We start from the raw sequence: 21,164 nt of genomic DNA, 5'->3' as shown, positions 1-21,164 counted from the left end.
GCATTTTTTTTTGTATTTTTGCAGAGTTTTAGAACATGCATAGCCCGAATGATGTTTCTTCGGGTTTTTCAAAATAGAAATAAAATAAAAAATCATTATAATGAACGTTTCATACAAATGGCTTAAAGAATACGTCGATTTCGATTTGACACCACAGGAGACTGCGGACGCGTTGACCTCTTGCGGACTCGAAGTTGACGCTTTGGAAGAAGTTCAGTCTGTCAAGGGCGGACTGAAAGGTCTCTATGTTGGTAAAGTATTGACATGCGAGGAGCATCCTAACAGTGATCACCTCCATGTTACAACCGTTGACTTGGGTAAGGGCGAACCTCAGCAGATTGTCTGTGGTGCTCCTAACGTTGCTGCAGGTCAGAAGGTTATCGTGGCAGATTTGGGCTGCGTGCTTTACGATGGTGACCAGAGTTTTACCATCAAGAAGAGCAAACTCCGCGGTGTAGAGAGTTTGGGTATGATCTGTGCTGAGGATGAGATTGGTGTAGGTACTTCTCATGACGGCATCATCGTACTCCCAGAAGATGCTCCGGTAGGTCAGCCTGCTGCTGAGTATTATCACCTGGAGAGCGACTGGCTCATCGAGATTGATATCACAGCCAACCGTGCTGATGCGCTCGGTCACTGGGGTGTAGCCCGCGACCTGTATGCCTGGTTGAAGCAGAATGGCTACAAGACAAGCTTGCATCGTCCATCTTGCGATGAGTTTGTGGTAGACAACGAGGATCTTCCTATCGATGTTGAAATCCAGAATACTGAGGCTTGCAAGCGTTATGCCTGTGTAAGCATCACCGGTTGTGAGGTGAAGGAAAGTCCTAAGTGGTTGCAGGATAAGCTGAACATTATCGGCTTGCGCCCTATCAACAATATCGTGGATATCACCAACTACATCATGATGGCATACGGCCAGCCATTGCACTGCTTCGATGCAGACATGGTTACCGGTCATAAGATTGTAGTTCGTACCCAGCCAGAGGGCACCAAGTTTGTTACTCTCGATGGCGAGGAGCATACCTTGGGTGAGCACGACCTGAGCATCTGCAATGCTGAAGAGCCTATGTGTATCGCCGGTATCTTCGGCGGTAAGGGTTCTGGTACTTACGAGACAACCAAGGATGTAGTCTTGGAGAGTGCTTACTTCCATCCTACATGGATCCGCAAGAGCGCTCGCCGTCATGGCTTGAGTACAGATGCCAGCTACCGTTTTGAGCGTGGTGTAGATCCAAACGGACAGATTTATGCATTGAAGCAGGCTGCCATCCTCTGCAAGCAGTTGGCTGGCGGTAAGATTTCCATGCAGATCAAGGATGTATATCCAGAGCCAATGCAGGATTTCCCTGTTCGTCTGAACTATGAGTATGCGCATCGCCTCATCGGTAAGGAGATTGGTGCTGAAACCATCAAGAATATCGCCACATCTCTCGAGATGAAGATCGTGAAGGAGGATGCTGAGGGCATCGACCTCCTGGTTCCTGCTTATCGTGTAGACGTTCAGCGTCCTTGCGACGTAGTAGAGGATATCCTCCGTATCTACGGATATAATAATGTGGAGATTCCAACCCAGTTGAAGAGCTCCCTGACTGTTCAGGGCGATGAGGACAAGGCTTATCACAGCCAGAACCTCGTGGCAGAGCAGCTGGTAGGCGAGGGCTTCATGGAGATTCTCAACAACTCTCTGAGCAAGGCTAGCTACTATACCGACTTCGACCTCAACAAGTATCCTAACGAGACAACCGTGAAGGTGATGAACCCATTGAGTGCTGATCTCGGTGTGATGCGCCAGACGATGCTGTTCGGTGGTTTGGAGAGCGTGGTTCGCAACATCAACCATAAGAGCCAGAACCTGAAGTTCTTCGAGGTGGGTAACACCTATATATATAATAAGGAGAAGTGGAGCGAGGAGAGTCCTATCAAGGCTTACTCTCAGGAGGCTCACATGTCACTCTTCATCACCGGTAAGCGCGTAGAGGGCAGTTGGGCTCATGCTGATGAGCAGAGCAACATCTACGAGCTGAAGGCTGTGGTAGAGAATGTTCTCCGCCGTGTAGGTATGCCACAGAACAACGTGGTTATCAAGCACAGCGACAATAACATCTTCTCTAAGGGCGTAAATTACGAGACCCGTGCCGGTAAGGTATTGGTAGAACTGGGTATCCTGAGCCTGAAGTTGAAGAAGGCATTCGATATTGAGCAGGATGTATTCTATGCTGATATCCACTGGGATAACCTGATGAAGGCAGTGAAGAAGGTGAACCTTACTTACACTGACATCAGCAAGTATCCTTCAGTGAGCCGCGACCTTGCATTGCTCGTAGACAAGAATGTAGAGTTCGCTCAGATTGAGCAGATTGCCCGCCAGACAGAGAAGAAACTTCTGAAGAGCGTTGTTCTCTTCGATGTTTACGAGGGTGAGCATTTGCCAGAGGGCAAGAAGAGTTATGCCGTTAACTTCATTCTTCAGGATGAGGAGAAGACTCTGAATGACAAGCAGATAGATGCTATCATGAAGAAGCTCATAGCCAACCTTACAAGCAAGCTCAATGCAGAATTGAGATAATGCAGAAGGTGCTCAGTGCAGAATTAAGATAATATTATAAACAAACGATAAACATTTAAAATTTTATTCCAATGGGAAGAGCATTTGAATATCGTAAAGCTACAAAGCTGAAAAGATGGGGCCACATGGCCAAGACATTTACTAAGTTGGGTAAGCAGATTGCTATTGCTGTGAAGGCAGGCGGTCCAGAACCAGAGAACAACCCATCATTGCGTGCTATCATCGCTAACTGTAAGCGTGAGAACATGCCTAAGGATAACATCGCTCGTGCCATCAAGAACGCTTGTGGCAAGGATACCAGCGATTACAAGGAAGTAACATACGAGGGATATGGTCCTCACGGAGTGGCTGTCTTCGTTGATACTCTGACAGACAACACTACACGTACTGTTGCTGACGTTCGTTCTATCTTCAACAAGTTCAGCGGAAACTTGGGTACAACAGGTTCTCTGTCTTTCCTCTTCGACCACAAGGCTGTGTTCACATTCAAGAAGAAGGAAGGTCTGGATATGGATGAGATGATTCTCGACCTGATCGACTACGGCGTAGAAGATGAGTTTGATGAGGATGAGGAGAACAACGAAATCACTATCTATGGTGCTCCTACAAGCTTCGGTGAGATTCAGAAGCACCTGGAGGCTGAGGGTTTCGAGGTAACTGGTGCTGAGTTCACTTACATCCCTAACGATTTGAAGGATGTAACTCCTGAGGAGCGCGAAACTATCGACAAGATGGTTGAGAAGTTGGAAGAGTTTGACGATGTTCAGACTGTATATACCAACATGAAGCCAGAAATTCCTGCAGACGCAGAATAAGCATTATGTTGCAGCAAGACAAACAGGATAAGTTGCAGAAGGTAACTTATCAGACTCATGGCACCTGCTCAAAATACATCTGCATCAGTATAGATGAAGATGGAAATGTGCAGGATGCCCAGTTCATCGGAGGCTGCGATGGCAATACCAAGGGCGTTTGTGCTTTGATTAAAGGCATGAAGGCAAAGGAGGTCATCGCCCGACTGAAGGGGATCACTTGTGGCAATAAGCCTACAAGCTGTCCGGACCAGTTGGCGACAGCTTTGCAGGAAATGGGATATTAAGAGTGTTTTAGGCACGGATTACTATAGTGATCCGTGCCTTTTCTACTACTAGTACTCCGTGTCTTTTCTAATACTTGAAGGTATCATCCAGCAACACCTCCTTCGGGTTCTTAGCCGAATGATATACGAAACGGAAGGTGAAATGCTCTTCCTTATATTTCTTCAGACCAGGGTTGTTGTCCAGGGCTTCCTTCTGAATCTTATGGAGTTTCCCCTTGTTGGCATCTATCGCCTTCTTGTTATCTGCCTTGTTTCTCAAAGAAATATAGTACGTATATATCTTCTTGGTTTTATCAAATGCAGCACTGTCAGTCCTGGCGTCGTTGACGTATGGAGTAGGACAGTATTTTTCAGTATATTCCTTGGCTTCACGAGCCGCTTTGTCCTCCAGACTTTCTGTACAAGAAACGAGCAAAGAAGCAAAAATACCGATGTAAATCAACTTTTTCTTCATGATTTTTCTATTTTTTATCTAAAAATCTCTATTATTTTCAATATTTTGTGCAAAGATACGAAAAAAAATACTATCTTTGCACTCTAAAGAGAGAAAATTATATGGAGAATATAAATAAAATAAGAAATTTCTGCATTATTGCACATATAGACCATGGTAAAAGTACCTTGGCAGACCGACTTCTGGAGAAGACTCAGACCATCAAGATTACTGAAGGACAGATGCTTGATGATATGGATTTGGAAAGAGAACGTGGTATCACAATCAAGAGTCACGCTATCCAAATGGAATATAAGGCAAAGGATGGACAGACCTATATCCTGAATCTTATCGATACTCCGGGACACGTTGACTTCTCATACGAAGTTTCCCGTTCCATCGCTGCTTGCGAGGGAGCACTGCTGGTTGTTGACGCAACTCAAGGCGTTCAGGCACAGACCATTTCAAACCTCTATATGGCTATCGAGCACGACCTGGAGATTATTCCGGTAATCAATAAGATAGATATGCCTTCAGCTATGCCTGATGAGGTAGAAGATGAAATAGTAGACCTGATCGGTTGTAAGCATGAGGATATTCTCCGTGCTTCAGGTAAGACCGGTGAGGGTGTAGAAGATATACTGGAAGCTGTTGTTAATCGTGTTCCTGCTCCGGTAGGAGACGAGAAGGCACCGCTTCAGGCTTTGATTTTCGACTCTGTATTCAACTCTTTCCGCGGCATCATCGCCTATTTCAAGATAGAGAATGGTGTGATCCGTAAGGGAGATAAGGTGAAGTTCTTCAATACCGGCATGGAATATGATGCTGATGAAATCGGTGTATTGAAGATGGATATGATTCCACGCCAGGAATTGGGTACCGGTGAGGTAGGTTATATCATCTCGGGTATCAAGAATGCTACCGAGGTTAAGGTGGGTGATACCATTACCCATATCGCCCGTCCTTGTGACAAGGCGATTGCGGGTTTCCAGGAAGTGAAACCTATGGTCTTTGCCGGTGTTTATCCTATCGATCCTAGCGATTACGAGAATCTGCGTGCATCGCTCGAAAAACTGCAGCTCAATGATGCTTCATTGACTTTCTCGCCAGAGAGTTCTGTGGCTTTGGGCTTCGGTTTCCGTTGCGGATTCCTCGGATTGCTCCACATGGAAATCGTACAGGAGAGACTGGACCGTGAGTTTAATATGGATGTCATCACTACCGTACCTAACGTATCTTATATGGTATACGACAAGCAGGGCGGTGTGAAAGAGGTTCACAATCCTTCCGGATTGCCAGACCCAACACTGATAGACCATATTGAGGAACCATATATCCGGGCAACCATCATTACGGCTACCAATTATATTGGACCTATCATGAAACTCTGTCTGGATAAACGAGGCGAACTCATCAACCAGGAATATGTGAGTGGAAACCGTGTAGAGCTCCACTTCATGTTGCCATTGGGAGAAATCGTCATCGACTTCTATGACAAGCTGAAGAGTATCTCTAAGGGATATGCTTCGTTCGACTATCATATCGATTCATTCCGTCATTCCGACCTGGTGAAGCTCGATATCCTGTTGAATGGAGAGCCTGTAGATGCATTGAGTACTTTGACTCACCGCGATAACTCTGTGAGCTTCGGCCGCAGAATGTGCGAGAAGTTGAAGGACCTCATACCTCGTCAGCAGTTCGATATTGCTATCCAGGCAGCTATCGGTGCCAAGATTGTGGCTCGTGAGACTGTTAAGCAGGTGCGCAAGGATGTTACCGCCAAATGTTATGGTGGTGACGTAAGCCGTAAGCGCAAGTTGCTGGAGAAGCAGAAGAAGGGTAAGAAGCGCATGAAGCAGATTGGTAATGTGGAAGTGCCACAGAAAGCCTTCCTGGCTGTGCTCAAACTCGACTAATGATTTAATATAAGTATAAAGGAAAAGGAGGTTAAGTATTATGGCAGACTTTAAAGTAATTACCCCTAAGCGTGATATTGCGCGCGAGTTGGCGCGTAAATATAGTACGATGACTCATGATGAGCTTGATGTGATGGAAGATATCCTGGAGCCTATCAAGTATGGCAAGGGCGAGATGATCTTGCCTGAAGGTGAACAGTGCATGGGTATCTCGTACATCGAGAAGGGATTGATACGCCAATTTTACTTAAAGAATGGCAAGGAGGTGACCGAACATCTGGGTGTGGATCATTCCATCTTTATGTGCATTGAGAGCCTCTTTAAGGAAGAGCCTACCCGCCTGCAGGTGGAAGCTTTGGAGCCTACGCTGGTGTATATGCTACCGAAGAAGAAGCTGGAGGCGGCTGCTATGCGTAATGTCAATATCCAGATGCTTTATCGTAAAATACTGGAAGAGAGTTTGATTCAGTCTCAGATTCATGCCGATCTGATGCGATTTGAGTCGGCACCTAATAAATATAAGCGCCTGTGCGAAATGAACCCACAGGTGGTTCTGCGTGCTCCGCTCACCTATATCGCAAGCTATCTGCAGATGACTCCGGAAACGCTGTCCAGAATCCGCTCGAATACTTTATTATAATTTATAATGAATAATTTATAAAAAATGGTGTGACTTCAAAACCGAAGTCACACCATTTTTTATTTCATAATACAGGTTCTTTCTTTACTCTGCCGTATAGAGGAATCGCTTTATGCTCTTCTTAGGAGTCTTTTCAAACTCATCTTCATGTATACGTATTTCTGATACTTTGCTGTAAGCAGGAATCATGGTGTTGAGCTCCTGGCGGTTCTGCTCCATGACATCTGCCAGTTCGTTGGTACCGAGATTCAGGGTCTGAGCTTCATCATAGTCTGGGTGAACCAGAGCAATGAGCTTGTCGCCCTTCTGTACAACCACGCTTTCTGCTACCAGAGCCAAAGAGTTGAGCTTATCCTCAATCTCCTCAGGGTAGATATTCTGACCGTTTGCGCCAAGCAGCATGTTCTTGCTACGACCCTTGATGAAGACGTTGCCGTCACCATCCATGGTTCCGAGGTCGCCTGTATGATACCATCCGTTCTCGTCGATGGTCTGCTTGGTAGCTTCCTCATTCTTATAGTAACCCAACATTACGTTAGGACCCTTGGCAAGGATTTCGCCCGGTACATTCTCAGGATCAGGACTGTCGATGCGGACCATCATGTGGAGGGCAGCCTTACCGCAAGAGCCCGGTACGAAGTTTTTGTAATCCTCGTAGCAGATGATAGGGGCACATTCTGTTGCGCCATATCCCACGGTATATTTGAAACCTACGCTATGGAGGAAACTTTCCACTTCCTGGTTAAAGGCTGCACCACCGATAATCACCTCGTAGAAGTTGCCACCGAAGGCATTGGATACCTGGTCGCATATCTTCTCCTTCACCTTCTTGCTGATTACAGGCATGTGGAGCAGCATACGCATGCGGTTGTTCTGGATCTTAGGGAATACCTTCTTGCGGATAATCTTCTCGATAACTAGAGGTACAGCTATGATGACGGCTGGCTTGATGCGGCCGAATGCCTCGGCGATGATGGCTGGGCTAGGGATGCGGGTGAGATAGAAGACGTGGCAGCCCTTGATGAATTCGAAGATAAATTCAAACGCCATGCCGTACATGTGGGCCATCGGCAGGATACTGATGATAGAATCTCCCGACTTGATTTTCTTGCCCAGTACGTCCTCAGCAAAATCTGCATTGCCCCAGAGTGCACGGTATGGAACCATTACTCCCTTGGAGAAACCCGTAGTTCCGCTGGTATAGTTGATCATAGCCAACTCATCCGGATTCTGTTCCATATAGTAGTTGACATGGTTTTTGCGGAAGTACTTAGGATACTTGATACCGAACATCTCGTTGAGGTGTTCGCGCGCATAAGTCAACTTGTCGGTACGTGAAACGACAAGTGAATAATCCGGTATATAGATGATGCCTTCAAGACCCGGCATCTTCGTTGCATCAATCTGTGTAGCTACAACATCACCCACAAAGAGCAGTTTGGCATCGCTGTGGTTTACGATGTTGTGAATCTGGTCTGGCATGAATTCATGCAGGATAGGTACGGCAATGGCCCCATAGGTAAGGGTAGCAAGGAATGCTACAGCCCAGTTTGCGCTATTTCGACCGCAAAGTGCTATCTTGTCGCCCTTTACTACACCAGAGTTCTCAAACATGATGTGTAGCTTCTCAATTTTGCGTGCTACATCATGGTACTGCAAGGTTGCTCCCTTGTAGTCTGTCAGAGCATCCATATCCCAATGGTCTACGATGCTCTTTTGGATTAGTGCGTTAAAGCTTGGAATCTCCATATTCTTGTTATTTAACGATTTGCTTTTTTATATTTTTCTCGTACTGAAGTCCGTTTGCTGATGATAGACCTTATCTGCTGATGGTCTGTCAGCAGATAGGGCCTGTCTCTAGATTGCGTTCTGATAGAGGTAACGCTTGATAGACTTCTTGGCTGTCTTTTCAAATTCCTGATTATGAAGTTTGATGCGTGACACCTTTGCGAAGCTAGGTATCTGCATGTTCAGTTCCTTGCGGTTCTGCTCCATGATGTTCTCCAGGTCTTCGTCTGTAAAGCCGAGGTTGTTAACTTCTTCCATATCCGGATGAACCAGAGCTACCAGCTTGTCATCTCTCTGTATTACGATGCTCTCGTTGACCATAGCCATGGAGTTGAGCTTGTCCTCAATCTCTTCCGGATAGATGTTCTGTCCGTTAGGTCCCAGCAGCATGTTCTTGCTTCTTCCTCTTACGAAGATATGTCCGTCGGCGGCCATCGTTGCCAGGTCGCCTGTGTGGAACCATCCGTCTTTATCTATTACGGCATCTGTTGCCTCCTGGTTCTTGTAATAGCCCTTCATCACATTGATGCCGCGGCAAACCAGTTCACCGGCTACGTTCTCCGGGTCATCGCTCAAAACCTTTACCTCCATGTGCTTTACGGCAACACCACAGCTTCCTGCCACATAGTTGTCCTGATGGGCAAAGGTGATAAGTGGAGCAGTCTCAGTGGTACCATATCCCATTGCGATAGGGAAACCTACGCTGATGAAGAAGTTCTCTATCTCCTTGTTGAGCGGAGCACCACCCACAACAACCTCGCAAGGACGTTCGCCAAACTTTCTCAATACAAACTCGCGAACCTTCTCCTTGATGCGCTTATTGATGACAGGCATGTTCATCAGCAGTCGAGCACGGTTGGTTTGGATATGTGGGAATACTTCCTTTCTTACAATCTTGTCTACTACAAGCGGCACCGCATAGAGGATGTCTGGCTTGATTTCTGACAACGCCTCTGAAATGAGCGTTGGGCTCGGCAGACGGGTAAGGAAGAAGATATGGTTACCCAAAACTATATTGAAGAGAAATTCTGTCATGAGTCCATACATGTGAGCCATCGGAAGGGTAGAAAGGATGTTGCAGTTCTTACCTATGTTAGGCTTCACTGAATCGATGAGGTAGTCGAGATTACCCCAAAGTGCTCTGTATGGGAGCATCACACCTTTTGAGAAACCGGTAGTTCCACTGGTATAGTTGATCATCGCCAGTTCTTCAGGATCGTCTACGTGATACTTCACGTGTTCTGGTCTGAAATACTTAGGATATCTGTGTCCGAACATGGCATTGAGGTTCTCGCGCGCATAAGTCAGTTTTTCAGAGCGCGAGATGACAAGCGAATTGTCCGGAAGATAGATGATTCCTTCCAGCGAAGGCATCTCCTCTGGTGTTATCTCTGTAGCTACCACGTCACCAACGAACAGAAGTTTGCTTTCGCTGTGGTTCACGATGTTGTGAATCTGCTCAGGCTTGAATTCGTTCTGTATAGGTACGACAATGGCTCCGTAAGTAATAATGGCCAGGAAGGCTACTGCCCACTGGCTACTATTTCTTCCGCAGACGGCAATCTTGTCGCCCTTCTTTACATCGCTGTTTTCGAACAGGATGTGTAGCTTCTCAATCTTTCTGGCAATATCGTGATATTGGAGGGTTGTGCCCTTGTAATCGGTGAGCGCATCCAGATTCCAATTCTTGATAATGCTGTTCTCAATATACGAGTTAAAACTTGGTATTGAATTCATTGCACAATTTACAAAATTTTGTGCAAAGATAATGAAAATAGTGCACACTGCAAAATAAAATGTGCACTATTTTCAAAAACTATATAAAATAATTAGTTTTTTTCCTTTTTAGTCTATATATTGTGGTGTTATAGACTGAATTTTACTCATATCTCATTGATTTGGCTGGATGGATATGAGAAATCAGGTAGCTTGGTGCTACGAGCATGAAGATGCTTATCAGCAGCGTAGCAATGTTCAGGGCTATGATGGCAAGCCAGTTGAATTCTACCGGAACGGTACTTACATAATAAGTCTGTGCATCGAGTTTGATGATGCCTGTAAAGTACTGGAGGGTAAGAATGCCGAGGGCGATGATGTTGCCCAGAAGCATACCCTTGCCGATGATGAAGACGGCAAACCACAGGAAGGTGTGGCGGATGGTCTTGTTGCGGGCACCCAATGCCTTCATTACGCCTATCATGGAGGTGCGTTCCAGAATGATGATGAGCAGACCGCTGATCATGGTGACGCCGGCTACTATCAGCATCAGACCGAGAATAATCCAGACATTCAGATCCATCAGGCTCAGCCATTGGAAGATGTTTGGATTCAGGTCCTTGATGGTAGAACTGCTGTAGGTTTCTCCATAGTGATCTACCGTGCGGTTCACCTTATTTATAATATAATCTTCTGTCTCGTCGAGTTTGTTGAAGTCGTTTACGGTCAGTTCTGCACCGCTTGCCTGGTCTTCTTCCCATCCGTTCAGCTTCACGGCAGTATAGAGGTCGGTGTATACCATTACCTCATCATACTTCTTCAGGTTGGTCTGATAGATACCCTTGATGGTGAAGCGGCGCATACGCACTGCGTTGTCATCAAAGAAGTAGGCAAAGATGCGTTCTCCCGTCTTCAGCTTCAGCTTGTCAGCCATCAGCTGTGAGATGAGAATCTGGTTATGGCTCGCCTTGTCATCAAACTTAGGGATGCTGCCTTCGACCATGTTCTGATGGATAAAGGTAGAATCGAAATCAGGTCCTACACCTTTGAACATGACGCCCAGGAAATCGCTGTCCGTCTTCAGGATTCCCTCTTTCATGGCAAATTTCTGCACATGTTTTACGCCAGGTATCTTTTTCAGTACGTTGACCATCGAGTCGTTCATGACCACCGGATACTGGTTTTGCTGCTGCAGCGTCATGAAGTCGGCCACCTGTATATGGCTTCCGAATCCTATTACCTTGTCGCGTATGGTATGCTTGAATCCGAGCACTACGCATACCGACATAATCATAATGGCGAGTCCGATAGCAACACCTGCAGTGGCTATATGAATAGCAGGGCGAGAAACTTTACGTTTGTCGCCCTGATCGCTATATAATCTCTTTGCTATAAATAGAGGAAAATTCATCTTTTGTAATGTTGAATGTTGAGTGTTGAATGTTGAATGTTGAATGTTGAGTGTTGAATGTTGATAGTTAATTTAATCTTTGTGTCCGTTAGGCAACTCAACATTCAACACTCAACATTCAACATTGTTACAGTCCTTCGTCTTCCACTCTTCCCGGATAAGCCTCAAGTGCCTTACCCAGAACCACCAGAGCACGCTCCAGATCGTGTTTCTTCAAGACGTAAGCTACACGAACCTGATTGTGGCCGGCTCCCGGAGTCGTATAGAAACCGGAGGCTGGAGCCATCATGATGGTTTCGCCCTCGTAGTTGAATTCCTCCAGACACCAGCGGCAGAACTTTTCAGAATCATCGATAGGCAGTTTGGCTACGGTATAGAAGGCTCCCATAGGAATAGGAGAGTATACGCCCGGAATACGGTTCAAGCCGTCTATCAGGCACTTACGGCGCTCTACATACTCATCGTATACGTCGCGGTAGTACTCTTCAGGAGCATCCAGAGAAGCTTCGGCTACAATCTGACCGATCAGTGGAGGAGAGAGACGGGCCTGGCAGAACTTCATCACCGCCTTGCGGATTTCTGCATTCTTGGTGATGAGGGCACCCACACGGATACCGCACTCACTGTAACGCTTCGAAACAGAATCGATGAGAACCGTGTTCTGCTCGATGCCTTCCAGGTGCATCGCACTGATATAAGGACTGCCGGTATAGATATACTCACGGTAAACCTCATCAGAGAAGAGATAGAGGTCGTACTTCTTCACCAGGTCACGAATCTGATTCATCTCTCTGCGGGTATAGAGATAGCCCGTAGGGTTGTTAGGGTTGCAAATCAGAATGGCACGGGTGCGCTCATTGATCAGCTCCTCAAACTTCTCCACCTTAGGCAGGGAGAAACCTTCTTCTATCGTTGTGGCGATGGTACGGATCTTGGCACCCGCCGAGATGGCAAACGCCATATAGTTAGCGTAAGCAGGTTCTGGTACGATAATCTCGTCGCCAGGGTTGAGGCAGCTCATGAAAGAGAAGAGTACAGCCTCAGAACCTCCCGATGTAATGATGATATCATCGGCAGTTACGTTGATGTTGAATTTCTTATAGTAATCTACAAGCTTCTCGCGATAGCTGAGATAGCCCTGACTTGGAGAATACTCCAAGACCGTGCGGTCTATATGCTTCAAGGCATCTAGGCCACATTGAGGAGTTGGAAGGTCAGGCTGACCGATGTTGAGGTGATATACCTTTACTCCACGTTTTTTTGCTGCGGCAGCCAGAGGAGCCAACTTTCTGATAGGTGACTCTGGCATTTCAAGACCGCGTACAGATATTTCTGGCATCTTAAAATATTGTTTCTTTCTATTAATTATCCGTGTCGAAAATTGAATTCTATGACCTTCTGGTCTTTTCAATTTACGCTATTCGGCTGCAAAGATAAGAAAATTAGATGAGAATTGAGAATAACTTTCGGTTAAATTTTATTTTTTGATTAAAAACTCTTTAAATATGTCGCTCTTTGCTTTCTTTTTTATAACTTTGCACTTAATTTCAAGAATTGTTATAAGATTATACTAATTAATTAAAATAAGTAAGAAGAAAAATATGAGAAGTAGAACAAGTACATGGTTTGAGACCAAAGTGAAATATCAGAAGACAATGGAGGATGGTTCAGAAAAGGTTGTTTCTGAAGCATACGTAGTAGATGCTTTGAGCTTTACCGAGGCTGAGAGCGCCATCATCGATGAGATGTCGGTTTATGTAAGCGGCGAGTTGAAGGTGAGCGGTATCGGTAAGGCTTGCTACGGCGAAATCTTCTTCAGCGATGTGGATGATGATGATAAGTGGTATAAGGCTAAACTCCAGTTCATCACAATTGATGAGAAGAGTGAGAAGGAGAAGCGCAGCAATGTTACCTATCTTGTTCAGGCTAAGTCTCTCGCCCGTGCCCTCCGTTATATTGATGAGGTGATGGGCAAGACCATGATAGATTATGATGTGGTTGGTTTGAACGAAACCAAACTGATGGATGTATTCGAGCACCATGCTCCTAACGAGAAGAAAGAGGAGAAGAATGATGTGCCTGAATACGAGGAGAAATAATTCAACACTCAACACTCAACATTCAACATTTAGAATATGGACTATGATGTAAAAGGAAATCTCCATGAGGTGCTGGGCAGCTTGCCTGCCGGTGTCCGTCTCGTTGCCATCAGCAAGTTCCATCCCAACGAGTATATCGAGGAGGCTTATGCTGAAGGACAGCGTATCTTCGGCGAGAGTCATGAGCAGGAACTCGCCAAGAAGGTGGCTTCGCTGCCTGAGGACATCGAGTGGCATTTCATCGGTCATCTGCAGACCAATAAGGTAAAGTATATCGCACCTTATATCTCGATGATTGAATCGGTAGACAGTCTGAAACTTCTCAAGGAGATTGAGAAGCAGGCTGCCAAGCACGATCGTGTGGTGAAGGTTCTTCTGGAACTTCATCTGGCTGAGGAAGATACCAAATCGGGTCTTTCTCTTGATGCTTGCCGCGAACTCCTGGAGGCAGGCGAATGGCGGGAGATGAAGCATGTGCAGATTTGTGGCATCATGATGATGGCATCTAATACAGACGATGAGCAGCAGATTGCTCAGGAGTTTGATGAGGCTGCCCGGTTCTTTGATGAGATAAAGGCCAGATATTTTGCTGATGATGATGCTTTCTGCGAGCGTAGCTGGGGTATGAGTCACGATTATCATATTGCCGTCAAGCACGGCAGCACGATGGTTCGTGTAGGTACCACCATCTTCGGTCCTAGAATATATTAAAATAATAAGAGGGTGTGTCATAAAACATGACACACCCTCATTGTTTATATAGTTAGTATACTATCTTCTGTCCCTTGCTGGTGATGTAAATCTTTCCCTTTTGTGGAACGGAAACCTTTCTGCCTTCCAGATCAAAATAGGCTGTCGGTCTGTCTTTACCGATGATGACCGAAGAGATTCCGGTAGGAGAGAAGTTCTTGAGATAATCGAAGGTTACCAGACCGGTTGCTTCATCCTTTGTGATGTTGTAGAGCGGATGACTCGTATCAACACTGTTGTTCAGGGTGATACTGGTCAGACTGTTCACCTCGTACTCTGTAGCAGAGCCCGCCTTGTAGGTTGGGAACGGGTCGTTCTGAAGACTCGTGATAATATCATTGTCGCTGACAGTTCTATTATAGCTGTTGTATACCATGCCGTCTGCAGGAACAATCATTACCCTTGGCTTACCTAGCGTATTGTTGGGATTATCAAACAGATTAACCGATGGCAAATCATCGTAGTCGATGCGCCATACCAGCAATCCGTAACCCGGAGCCTCCTTGTACCATCCCTCGTTTCTGATATTCTGCAGCAGCAGGTATTCGCCCTGGCTGTTGGCTATAATCTTGTATGCATCCGATGCCTTGTCGTATGGTTCCAGCTTTATCTGCTTCGCCTCTGTATCCGAAAGGAGGGTAGGCTGTTTCCATCCTACGATGCTCTTCTCCCATGGTGAATAAGGGATGGGCTGGTAGCCGTCAGCCTGATAATTGCCCATATCCATAACGTCCCAAGATTCAGGACTCTGGTTATGGTTTGTGAGGTTGTTGGTTGGATAGATGTCTGGCAAACCGAGGGTATGCGAAAATTCATGGCAGAAGAGACCGATACCATTGATGTAGTATTTGCCGTCTTGAGTATCTGCAGGCTTATTGTTCAGCTCGTTGTTAATGCCGAACCGGCGTACTTTTTTCCCGTCATAGGTTCCCAGTCCTCCTACGGTACCCGATTTCGGCCAGAGACAATCGCCTGAATTACCTGAGATACTTTCAGAATAGCCGGCATAGATTACATATACGAGGTCTACATATCCGTCGCCATCGCTGTCGTAATCTGCAAAGTTAACCTGATTGTCTACCTGCTGGCAGGCTTCCTGAATCATCTGCGGATAGTTGGTATCGCTTCCGTCGTCTCTTCCGTTCTTGCCATAATAAGCTGAAATCTTGCTTACCGTAACAGGACCCACTACATCAAACTGTGGTATGAACTGGTTATCGCTCATGTCAGCGAAATACTGCTGTACGCTGCCATAGTTCTGGCAGTAAGTCTTGGTGATAAACACTTCTTTATCAGCCTCAGGCATAGCTTCTCCCTTCTTTCCGTTGAGGTAATGGTTGAATGTAGCAACCGGATTCTTACTCTTGAACTTCACATCCTGAAACTGCACCAGGAGTACCAATGCCTTCGGGCTTCCCTTATGAGGGAAATAGCTTGGTCTCACGGTTCCTATTTCTGATGCTCTTGTAAGATTCTCTGAAGAGAAAGCACGGGTTTTTCGGGTGTTCAGCTCTTCAGCAGTTATCTTTTCGTATTTTCCGTCTTGGGTTTCCCGCAGGGGCGTACCGTCCAGCAGCATGTAGTAGTGGAAGGTTTCGTCGCCATGCAGGGTAGCACATGCTACGGTTCCATCAGCCAGCATAATCTTGGCGATGCCCGGTTTAGCCTTTGCGGCATAGAGATTGGCGATGCCCAGGAAGGCGAGCGCCAGAGAGATGATTGTCTTCTTCATAAACAGTTAGGGTAGATGGGGATTATTTATAAAAGTATTGTCCTTTCTTCTGAGTCTGGTGACCAAACTCGATGGCGTGATGCGGACAATGGTGATAGCAGGTAAAGCAGGTGAGGCAATCCTTGTAATGCAGCCATTCCGGATATTCTCCGTGCCCGCCCTTGATATCGCCTACAGGACAGACGTTGGCACAGATGCCACACTTCACGCACTTGTCTTTCTCCACATGAAACCGCTTGTCGGTGATGAGCACTTTCTCAAAGAATCCGCCCACAACCTTGGTGAAGAACCAGGGGATAGGACCTTTTACCAGACGGTTCACGCCCTCTTTCCTGTCGAATATCTCTTCGCAGATAACCGCCAGTTCCTGTGCCGATTTCGATTTCTTACGAACTTCGCGCTCCTTTGGATCAACATCCATGAAAGGAAGTCCCACATAAGATTCCGGCATGATGAGTGAGTAGGAAGCAGAAACCTCCGTGATGCCCAATGCCTGAAGCGATGCATTCAGCGCAATCGTATCGTTGAGGTTTTCGATGGTGAGTCCGATGCTGTCGCCAGCAGTACAGACGCAATAGGCGAAAGGATGCTTCCTGACCATCTCCTTATTACCTTCTGTAGTAGCATCAGAAGTTATCTTCATCTTCCTGATAAACTCCCTTACAAGGCGTGGAACCCTCCAGCCATGTACGGGGAAAACGAATCCGAGCCGTTCATTCTCTTTCAGAATAAACGGCTCGGCTATATTGTGGCTTGAATCATCCGCCCGCATATAAAGGGCGATAGAAATCAAGTCTTCGTGTGTAGCCGCTGCCAGTCTGGCTGCTGCCCACTTGGTATTTCCAGTTCCTGAGAAATAGAAAATCATGCTTACTTTTAAATATGTATTGAGCTAGATTATTTCTTTTCAGTCATAACACCTTCTATATAAAGACGTGACATTTCTACATTGCCGTTAGAACGGACGGTGATGCTCTTCTTGAAATGACCAGGGAACATGCCCTTGCCGTTATAGGTAACACTAATCTGTCCCTTCTCGCCTGGAGCGATAGGCTTCTTGGTGTAAGAAGGTATGGTACAGCCGCAGCTGGCAATAGCCTGGTTGATAATCAAAGGCTTGTTGCCTACATTGGTGAAGGTAAAGGTAGCCTTCTGTACCGGATTTGACTCTTCGAACGAACCGAAGTTGTGTATCAGTTTGTCGAACTTAATCTCTGCCTGAGCAGATGCAGTAGCTACAAGAGCAACCAGCATTGTGAGTGTCAATATGATTCTTTTCATCTTCATATCCTTTCTTCTTTTTTATATTTTCTCTTTAATTTGTTTCTTATTTTTATTTAATTGGATGCAAAAGTACATATAAAGTTTAGTATTACGTTACTTTTTTACATTATTTAACCGAACTTTCCCAAGTTTTGTCCCACACGCCCTGTTTTACTCTAATTGAGCAAGCTTTGAGCGTATTTTTTAACGTTAATTATATTTAACGACCCTTGGGTCTTGCCTGATGAAGTTTGCGTCATAGTATTCACCTTTTTCCACGAGGGTGAATATGATCCTTAGCAACTTGTTTGCTATGGCATTTAGTACATAATGACGCGGCTTTTTATCTATTAAAGTACGTCTCTCGTAATACAGTTTAATCTCCTTGTTGTGCAATCTGGCGCTTTCTGCGCAGATGTACAACAAGGTCTTTGACCGTCTATTACCAATCTTGGATATATGTGCTCCCTTGTCCATTTTTCCTGATGATTTTTCGTATGGCGCAGTTCCAGCATAAGCTGAATACTGGCGCGCTGTAGTTATTTTTGTGAAATTCTCTGTTTTTACCAATAGTTCTACTGCGGTAATCAGCCCAACTCCATCGACACTTTTTACAAGCTCATAGTTGTGGTGAATGCTGTCATGTCCATTTATGACTTTCAACATTTCTTTTTCCGTCTCGGCTATTTCCGTGTCCAGCATCTCTTTTATACGGTCCATGCTTCGCTTGACGGCAAGACTTCTAACAGGACGGCAATCCTCGCTCTTGTCGGCTGTTATTAGCTGCTTACGCTGTTCTACAAGCATTTCTCGGTGGCGTGCCAATTGACGGAGCTCATATAGAGCCTCTTCTGGAAACGTCTTGTATTTCAGCTTATCAGGATATCTCTCTCCAAATTCTCTGAGCAGTGCACAATCCAGGACATCCGTCTTGGCACGGTCAGGGGTAGCTCTGTATCTATGGATGACATATCCACCCACAAAGGCAATCTTTACATTGCTATCCATGCAGCACTTCAAGAGGGTATCACCATAAACTCCGGTATGCTCAGCAACCAATACTGCATCGCTAGGAAGGGTTTCTAAAAACCTTCCGATACTCTTTAAATTGTTCTTTACAACCTTATGTGAAGGTTGGTTTGATACTTTTTTTGATGTCAAGTCGAAAAAACTTACGTCAAATTTCTCTTTTGCCAAATCTATTCCGTAACTTTGCATATTGAATAAAGTTTTTAATAAGAAGGGTGCTCCGTTCTGAGCGGCTACAACTATACTACGAGTCCTGTCTTGTTCAACAAGCAGGCTAATTTACTCTCAAGCTTCTGCTCAGAAAATATCCAGTTCCCCAAACAGGGCTAAGCCTTTACTATGCTAGAAAGGGCACAGGGTTAACGCTGGATATGGAGTATTCTTCTTTTTTTATTGTACTTATCTAATTTTCTGCAAAGTTAACAAAAGTTTGCAGATATAAAGATTTTTACCTCTTTATTTTTCCAAGTGCAAATATAATAGTAAGGGCAAAAGCTTTAAAATACCGGGCAATAAACAAAGCTTTTGCCCTTTCTAACGCTTTCTGAAATAAAGGAGACAAAAAATCCCCCAACCTTAATCACTTAAGATTGGGGGAGAGAGTAGAAAAAATAATAAAGTATGAACAATATCAGCTGAATAGAGGGCTAAATGTGGAATTTGATTTCATTCAGCCAAGCCTGAACACTGAAGCAGGGGCAGGACTTGTGGACGTTCGGGAGATCACGATGACCTAGGATCTCGGCTTCGGGATAGTCTACGCACAGACTCGTCAGGAGATTCTGGAGCGACTGCTTCTGAGCCTTCGTACGGGTATCTGCCGGATTGCCGTCGGCGTCGAGACCGCCCTCGTAGCAGATGCCGATACTGTGGGCATTGAAATGGCGGGCGTGGGCTCCTATCTCTGACTCGGGACGGCCGGGATAGATGACGCCGTCTTTCGTGATGTAATAGTGATAACCGATGCTGCGGAAACCACGGGCTAAATGACAGGCTTCGAGCTTTTCGAAGGTGAAGTCCTGGGTGACGCGGGTGGCTGAACAGTGAATGACAATAAGTGATATTTTTCTTGTGTTTTTCATAGTGCTGAATCTTTAAAGGGTTGATACTACTGGCAGCTCTGCACACAAAAGGCAGAGGCTACGGCGGTGAGAACGGTAATGACGAAATTCAGAATTTTCTTGAGTGTTTCTCTTTTCATTTTCATTTGATTTAAGGTTAATAAATGGATTGGGGGCTCGGATTTCCTATATCCGGGCGATACTGGAGAAGGAAGGCTGACAGGATGAGCAGATGGGCTTGATAGCGCGTGTTTCAATGATGCTTGCTATATTGATGAATAGCCGGGGGTGCTATAGCCGAATCCCGGACTGCATCCTGTCTAAAACCTTCTTTCTTCATCTACTGGCGAGGGGGTTACTCCAGGCCGTCGCCACCATCGGAGCCGCTGCTCTCGGTGTTGCCTGATCCGCCAGTCTGTGTTGAGTCGCCGCCCTGGTTTGTGCCGCCACCCTGGGTAGTATCGCCTGTGTTGTCCTTACCGCCGTCTGGTGGAGTAACATCTCCTGTTACGGCTGTAGCCTTCTTCAGGGATGCATCGAGGTTCAGACTGTTTGCCTTGAACTCACCGGTGCCACGGGCACGGAGCTTCAGTCCGGCAATGTTCTTGGTGATACTGAACTCCTTCTCGGAGGCAGCACCTTCCTTGTTCTTGATGCCGATGCTGAAAATGGCGAGGTCGGGAATCTTCACGGCGATACCCTGCAGAACCAGTTCTCTTACGCAGCTCACCATGTCGGTGAGCATACCCTTGATGGCTCCCTTTGAGAACGGTGTGTTGTGACTTTCCATGTGCTCTGCGAGTTCATCAAGACCATAGGTCTGGGTGATTACAGGGTAGGCGAAAAACTTGCCGTTAGCGGCGCTCAACTTCTCGTTGACATACTTCTTCAATGTGTACAGAATCATAGTGTCTTCATTTTTAAGGTTAATAAATTGTGTTTGTGTTGTAGGGGGGCGCTGCGCATTGCCTCTTGGTGGTATGAGATGTTATCTCTGAACCACAATGCAAAGATACGAAATCGGTGAGGGGTCAACTCACAGTTGCTCATACTTGCTCATGTTTTATCATACTTTTTCATAGATTCTTTTTTGGGGGGAGTTTATAAGCCCACTGAACTTTCGCAAGTAAGCTCCACACGCTCTAATAGTGCAGAAGGTGCTGTGGTATAAGTCCGTAATACGGACTTGCGAGCTGTTGATTTATGACACACCCTCTTTTGGGCCTTCAGCCCGTACTTGAACCACATGCGAAAGTTCAATCAATTATTTGCATGTTTTCGTAAATGTTTTGAGAATATTTTACCTTTTTCTGAAATTATTTTCGTACTTTTGCAAGCGTATTTCAGATTTACTGAAAGTGGATGTAAACGATTTGTTGAACAAAGAATGTATCAAAGAATGATGGACGATATATTGAAACAGATAAACGCTGGCGAGGTGTCGGGGGTGCAGTTCAAGGAACGCATTCTCGACAAATATGATATTGCCTGTGAGTTAGTGGCGTTCAGTAATTCACATGGTGGCAAATTGGTAGTTGGTATAAAGGATAAAACCGGAGAAACCAATGCCTTGTCATATTCTGAGGTACAAGAAACAACCAACTTGTTGATTCCTAAGACATAGCCAAATTTTTGAGCAACTTTTTGTGTTAATAAAT

At 45.6% G+C, this 21,164-nt stretch carries 19 protein-coding genes and 1 pseudogene; 8 read left to right on the top strand and 12 right to left on the bottom strand.

The features are described from left to right. Nucleotides 1–100: 100 nt before the first annotated feature. From pheT to F7D47_RS10015, 3 genes are all read left to right on the top strand, one after another. Nucleotides 101–2,569 carry a phenylalanine--tRNA ligase subunit beta gene (gene pheT, locus F7D47_RS10025; RefSeq protein WP_153085641.1) on the top strand — a complete coding sequence of 823 codons (2,469 nt, stop codon included), beginning with the start codon at nt 101–103 and terminating at the stop codon, nt 2,567–2,569. Between the two features lie 71 nt (nt 2,570–2,640). Then, a complete protein-coding gene (locus F7D47_RS10020) occupies nt 2,641–3,384 on the top strand; it encodes a YebC/PmpR family DNA-binding transcriptional regulator (protein WP_022120814.1) in 744 nt (247 codons plus the stop codon). 5 nt (nt 3,385–3,389) lie between these two features. Then, nucleotides 3,390–3,668, top strand: coding sequence for a TIGR03905 family TSCPD domain-containing protein (locus F7D47_RS10015; protein WP_006846971.1), 279 nt, complete (start codon nt 3,390–3,392; stop codon nt 3,666–3,668). A gap of 67 nt (nt 3,669–3,735) precedes the next feature. On the opposite strand, the gene F7D47_RS10010 is transcribed toward F7D47_RS10015, so the two are convergent. After that, complete coding sequence (locus tag F7D47_RS10010; protein ID WP_119238112.1) at nt 3,736–4,122, bottom strand: hypothetical protein; 387 nt, start codon at nt 4,120–4,122, stop codon at nt 3,736–3,738. A gap of 101 nt (nt 4,123–4,223) precedes the next feature. On the opposite strand from F7D47_RS10010, the gene lepA reads away from it, so the two are divergent. After that, nucleotides 4,224–6,017 carry a translation elongation factor 4 gene (gene lepA / locus F7D47_RS10005; protein WP_022120308.1) on the top strand — a complete coding sequence of 598 codons (1,794 nt, stop codon included), beginning with the start codon at nt 4,224–4,226 and terminating at the stop codon, nt 6,015–6,017. A gap of 40 nt (nt 6,018–6,057) precedes the next feature. Beyond that, nucleotides 6,058–6,657, top strand: a complete 600-nt coding sequence (locus F7D47_RS10000) for a Crp/Fnr family transcriptional regulator (protein WP_153095719.1) — start codon at nt 6,058–6,060, stop codon at nt 6,655–6,657. Nucleotides 6,658–6,741: 84 nt separating this feature from the next. Here the strand turns inward: F7D47_RS10000 and F7D47_RS09995 are convergent, their stop codons facing one another. From F7D47_RS09995 to F7D47_RS09980, 4 genes are all read right to left on the bottom strand, one after another. Beyond that, entirely contained in the window at nt 6,742–8,406 is a 1,665-nt protein-coding gene (locus F7D47_RS09995) for an AMP-binding protein (RefSeq protein WP_153085637.1), read from the bottom strand. Between the two features lie 108 nt (nt 8,407–8,514). Continuing rightward, entirely contained in the window at nt 8,515–10,182 is a 1,668-nt protein-coding gene (locus tag F7D47_RS09990; RefSeq protein WP_153085635.1) for an AMP-binding protein, read from the bottom strand. A gap of 142 nt (nt 10,183–10,324) precedes the next feature. Continuing rightward, the gene (locus tag F7D47_RS09985) at nt 10,325–11,572 is read right to left on the bottom strand and encodes an ABC transporter permease (protein ID WP_153085633.1); all 1,248 of its coding nucleotides are present in this window, start codon (nt 11,570–11,572) and stop codon (nt 10,325–10,327) included. A gap of 127 nt (nt 11,573–11,699) precedes the next feature. Continuing rightward, the gene (locus F7D47_RS09980) at nt 11,700–12,911 is read right to left on the bottom strand and encodes a pyridoxal phosphate-dependent aminotransferase (RefSeq protein ID WP_006846964.1); all 1,212 of its coding nucleotides are present in this window, start codon (nt 12,909–12,911) and stop codon (nt 11,700–11,702) included. Nucleotides 12,912–13,173: 262 nt separating this feature from the next. Between F7D47_RS09980 and F7D47_RS09975 the strand changes: the two genes are divergently transcribed. Then, the gene (locus F7D47_RS09975) at nt 13,174–13,671 is read left to right on the top strand and encodes a DUF4494 domain-containing protein (RefSeq protein ID WP_153085631.1); all 498 of its coding nucleotides are present in this window, start codon (nt 13,174–13,176) and stop codon (nt 13,669–13,671) included. A 36-nt stretch (nt 13,672–13,707) separates the two neighbouring features. Further along, nucleotides 13,708–14,382, top strand: coding sequence for a YggS family pyridoxal phosphate-dependent enzyme (locus F7D47_RS09970; protein ID WP_153082166.1), 675 nt, complete (start codon nt 13,708–13,710; stop codon nt 14,380–14,382). Between the two features lie 52 nt (nt 14,383–14,434). Here the strand turns inward: F7D47_RS09970 and F7D47_RS09965 are convergent, their stop codons facing one another. From F7D47_RS09965 to F7D47_RS09935, 7 genes are all read right to left on the bottom strand, one after another. Then, complete coding sequence (locus tag F7D47_RS09965; RefSeq protein ID WP_153085630.1) at nt 14,435–16,153, bottom strand: M6 family metalloprotease domain-containing protein; 1,719 nt, start codon at nt 16,151–16,153, stop codon at nt 14,435–14,437. A gap of 22 nt (nt 16,154–16,175) precedes the next feature. Continuing rightward, nucleotides 16,176–17,021, bottom strand: a complete 846-nt coding sequence (locus tag F7D47_RS09960; RefSeq protein WP_153085628.1) for an EFR1 family ferrodoxin — start codon at nt 17,019–17,021, stop codon at nt 16,176–16,178. Nucleotides 17,022–17,050: 29 nt separating this feature from the next. Then, complete coding sequence (locus F7D47_RS09955; protein ID WP_022122030.1) at nt 17,051–17,434, bottom strand: DUF1573 domain-containing protein; 384 nt, start codon at nt 17,432–17,434, stop codon at nt 17,051–17,053. Nucleotides 17,435–17,626: 192 nt separating this feature from the next. Next, nucleotides 17,627–18,613, bottom strand: a complete 987-nt coding sequence (locus tag F7D47_RS09950; RefSeq protein ID WP_194252565.1) for an IS110 family transposase — start codon at nt 18,611–18,613, stop codon at nt 17,627–17,629. 479 nt (nt 18,614–19,092) lie between these two features. After that, entirely contained in the window at nt 19,093–19,527 is a 435-nt protein-coding gene (locus tag F7D47_RS09945; protein WP_022121070.1) for an N-acetylmuramoyl-L-alanine amidase, read from the bottom strand. Between the two features lie 26 nt (nt 19,528–19,553). Continuing rightward, complete coding sequence (locus F7D47_RS09940; RefSeq protein ID WP_167529916.1) at nt 19,554–19,646, bottom strand: smalltalk protein; 93 nt, start codon at nt 19,644–19,646, stop codon at nt 19,554–19,556. Between the two features lie 215 nt (nt 19,647–19,861). Then, entirely contained in the window at nt 19,862–20,413 is a 552-nt protein-coding gene (locus F7D47_RS09935) for a DNA-binding protein (protein ID WP_022121068.1), read from the bottom strand. Between the two features lie 492 nt (nt 20,414–20,905). On the opposite strand from F7D47_RS09935, the pseudogene F7D47_RS09930 reads away from it, so the two are divergent. Further along, nucleotides 20,906–21,115 (top strand): annotated as a pseudogene (locus F7D47_RS09930) (AlbA family DNA-binding domain-containing protein); the annotation flags it as partial. Nucleotides 21,116–21,164: the final 49 nt, after the last annotated feature.

The sequence above is a fragment of the Segatella copri genome (assembly GCF_009494835.1).
In the GTDB taxonomy this organism is placed as follows: domain Bacteria; phylum Bacteroidota; class Bacteroidia; order Bacteroidales; family Bacteroidaceae; genus Prevotella; species Prevotella copri_F.
Note: the sequence above shows the minus strand (reverse complement) of the source record. Positions and strands in the feature narration are given on the sequence as shown.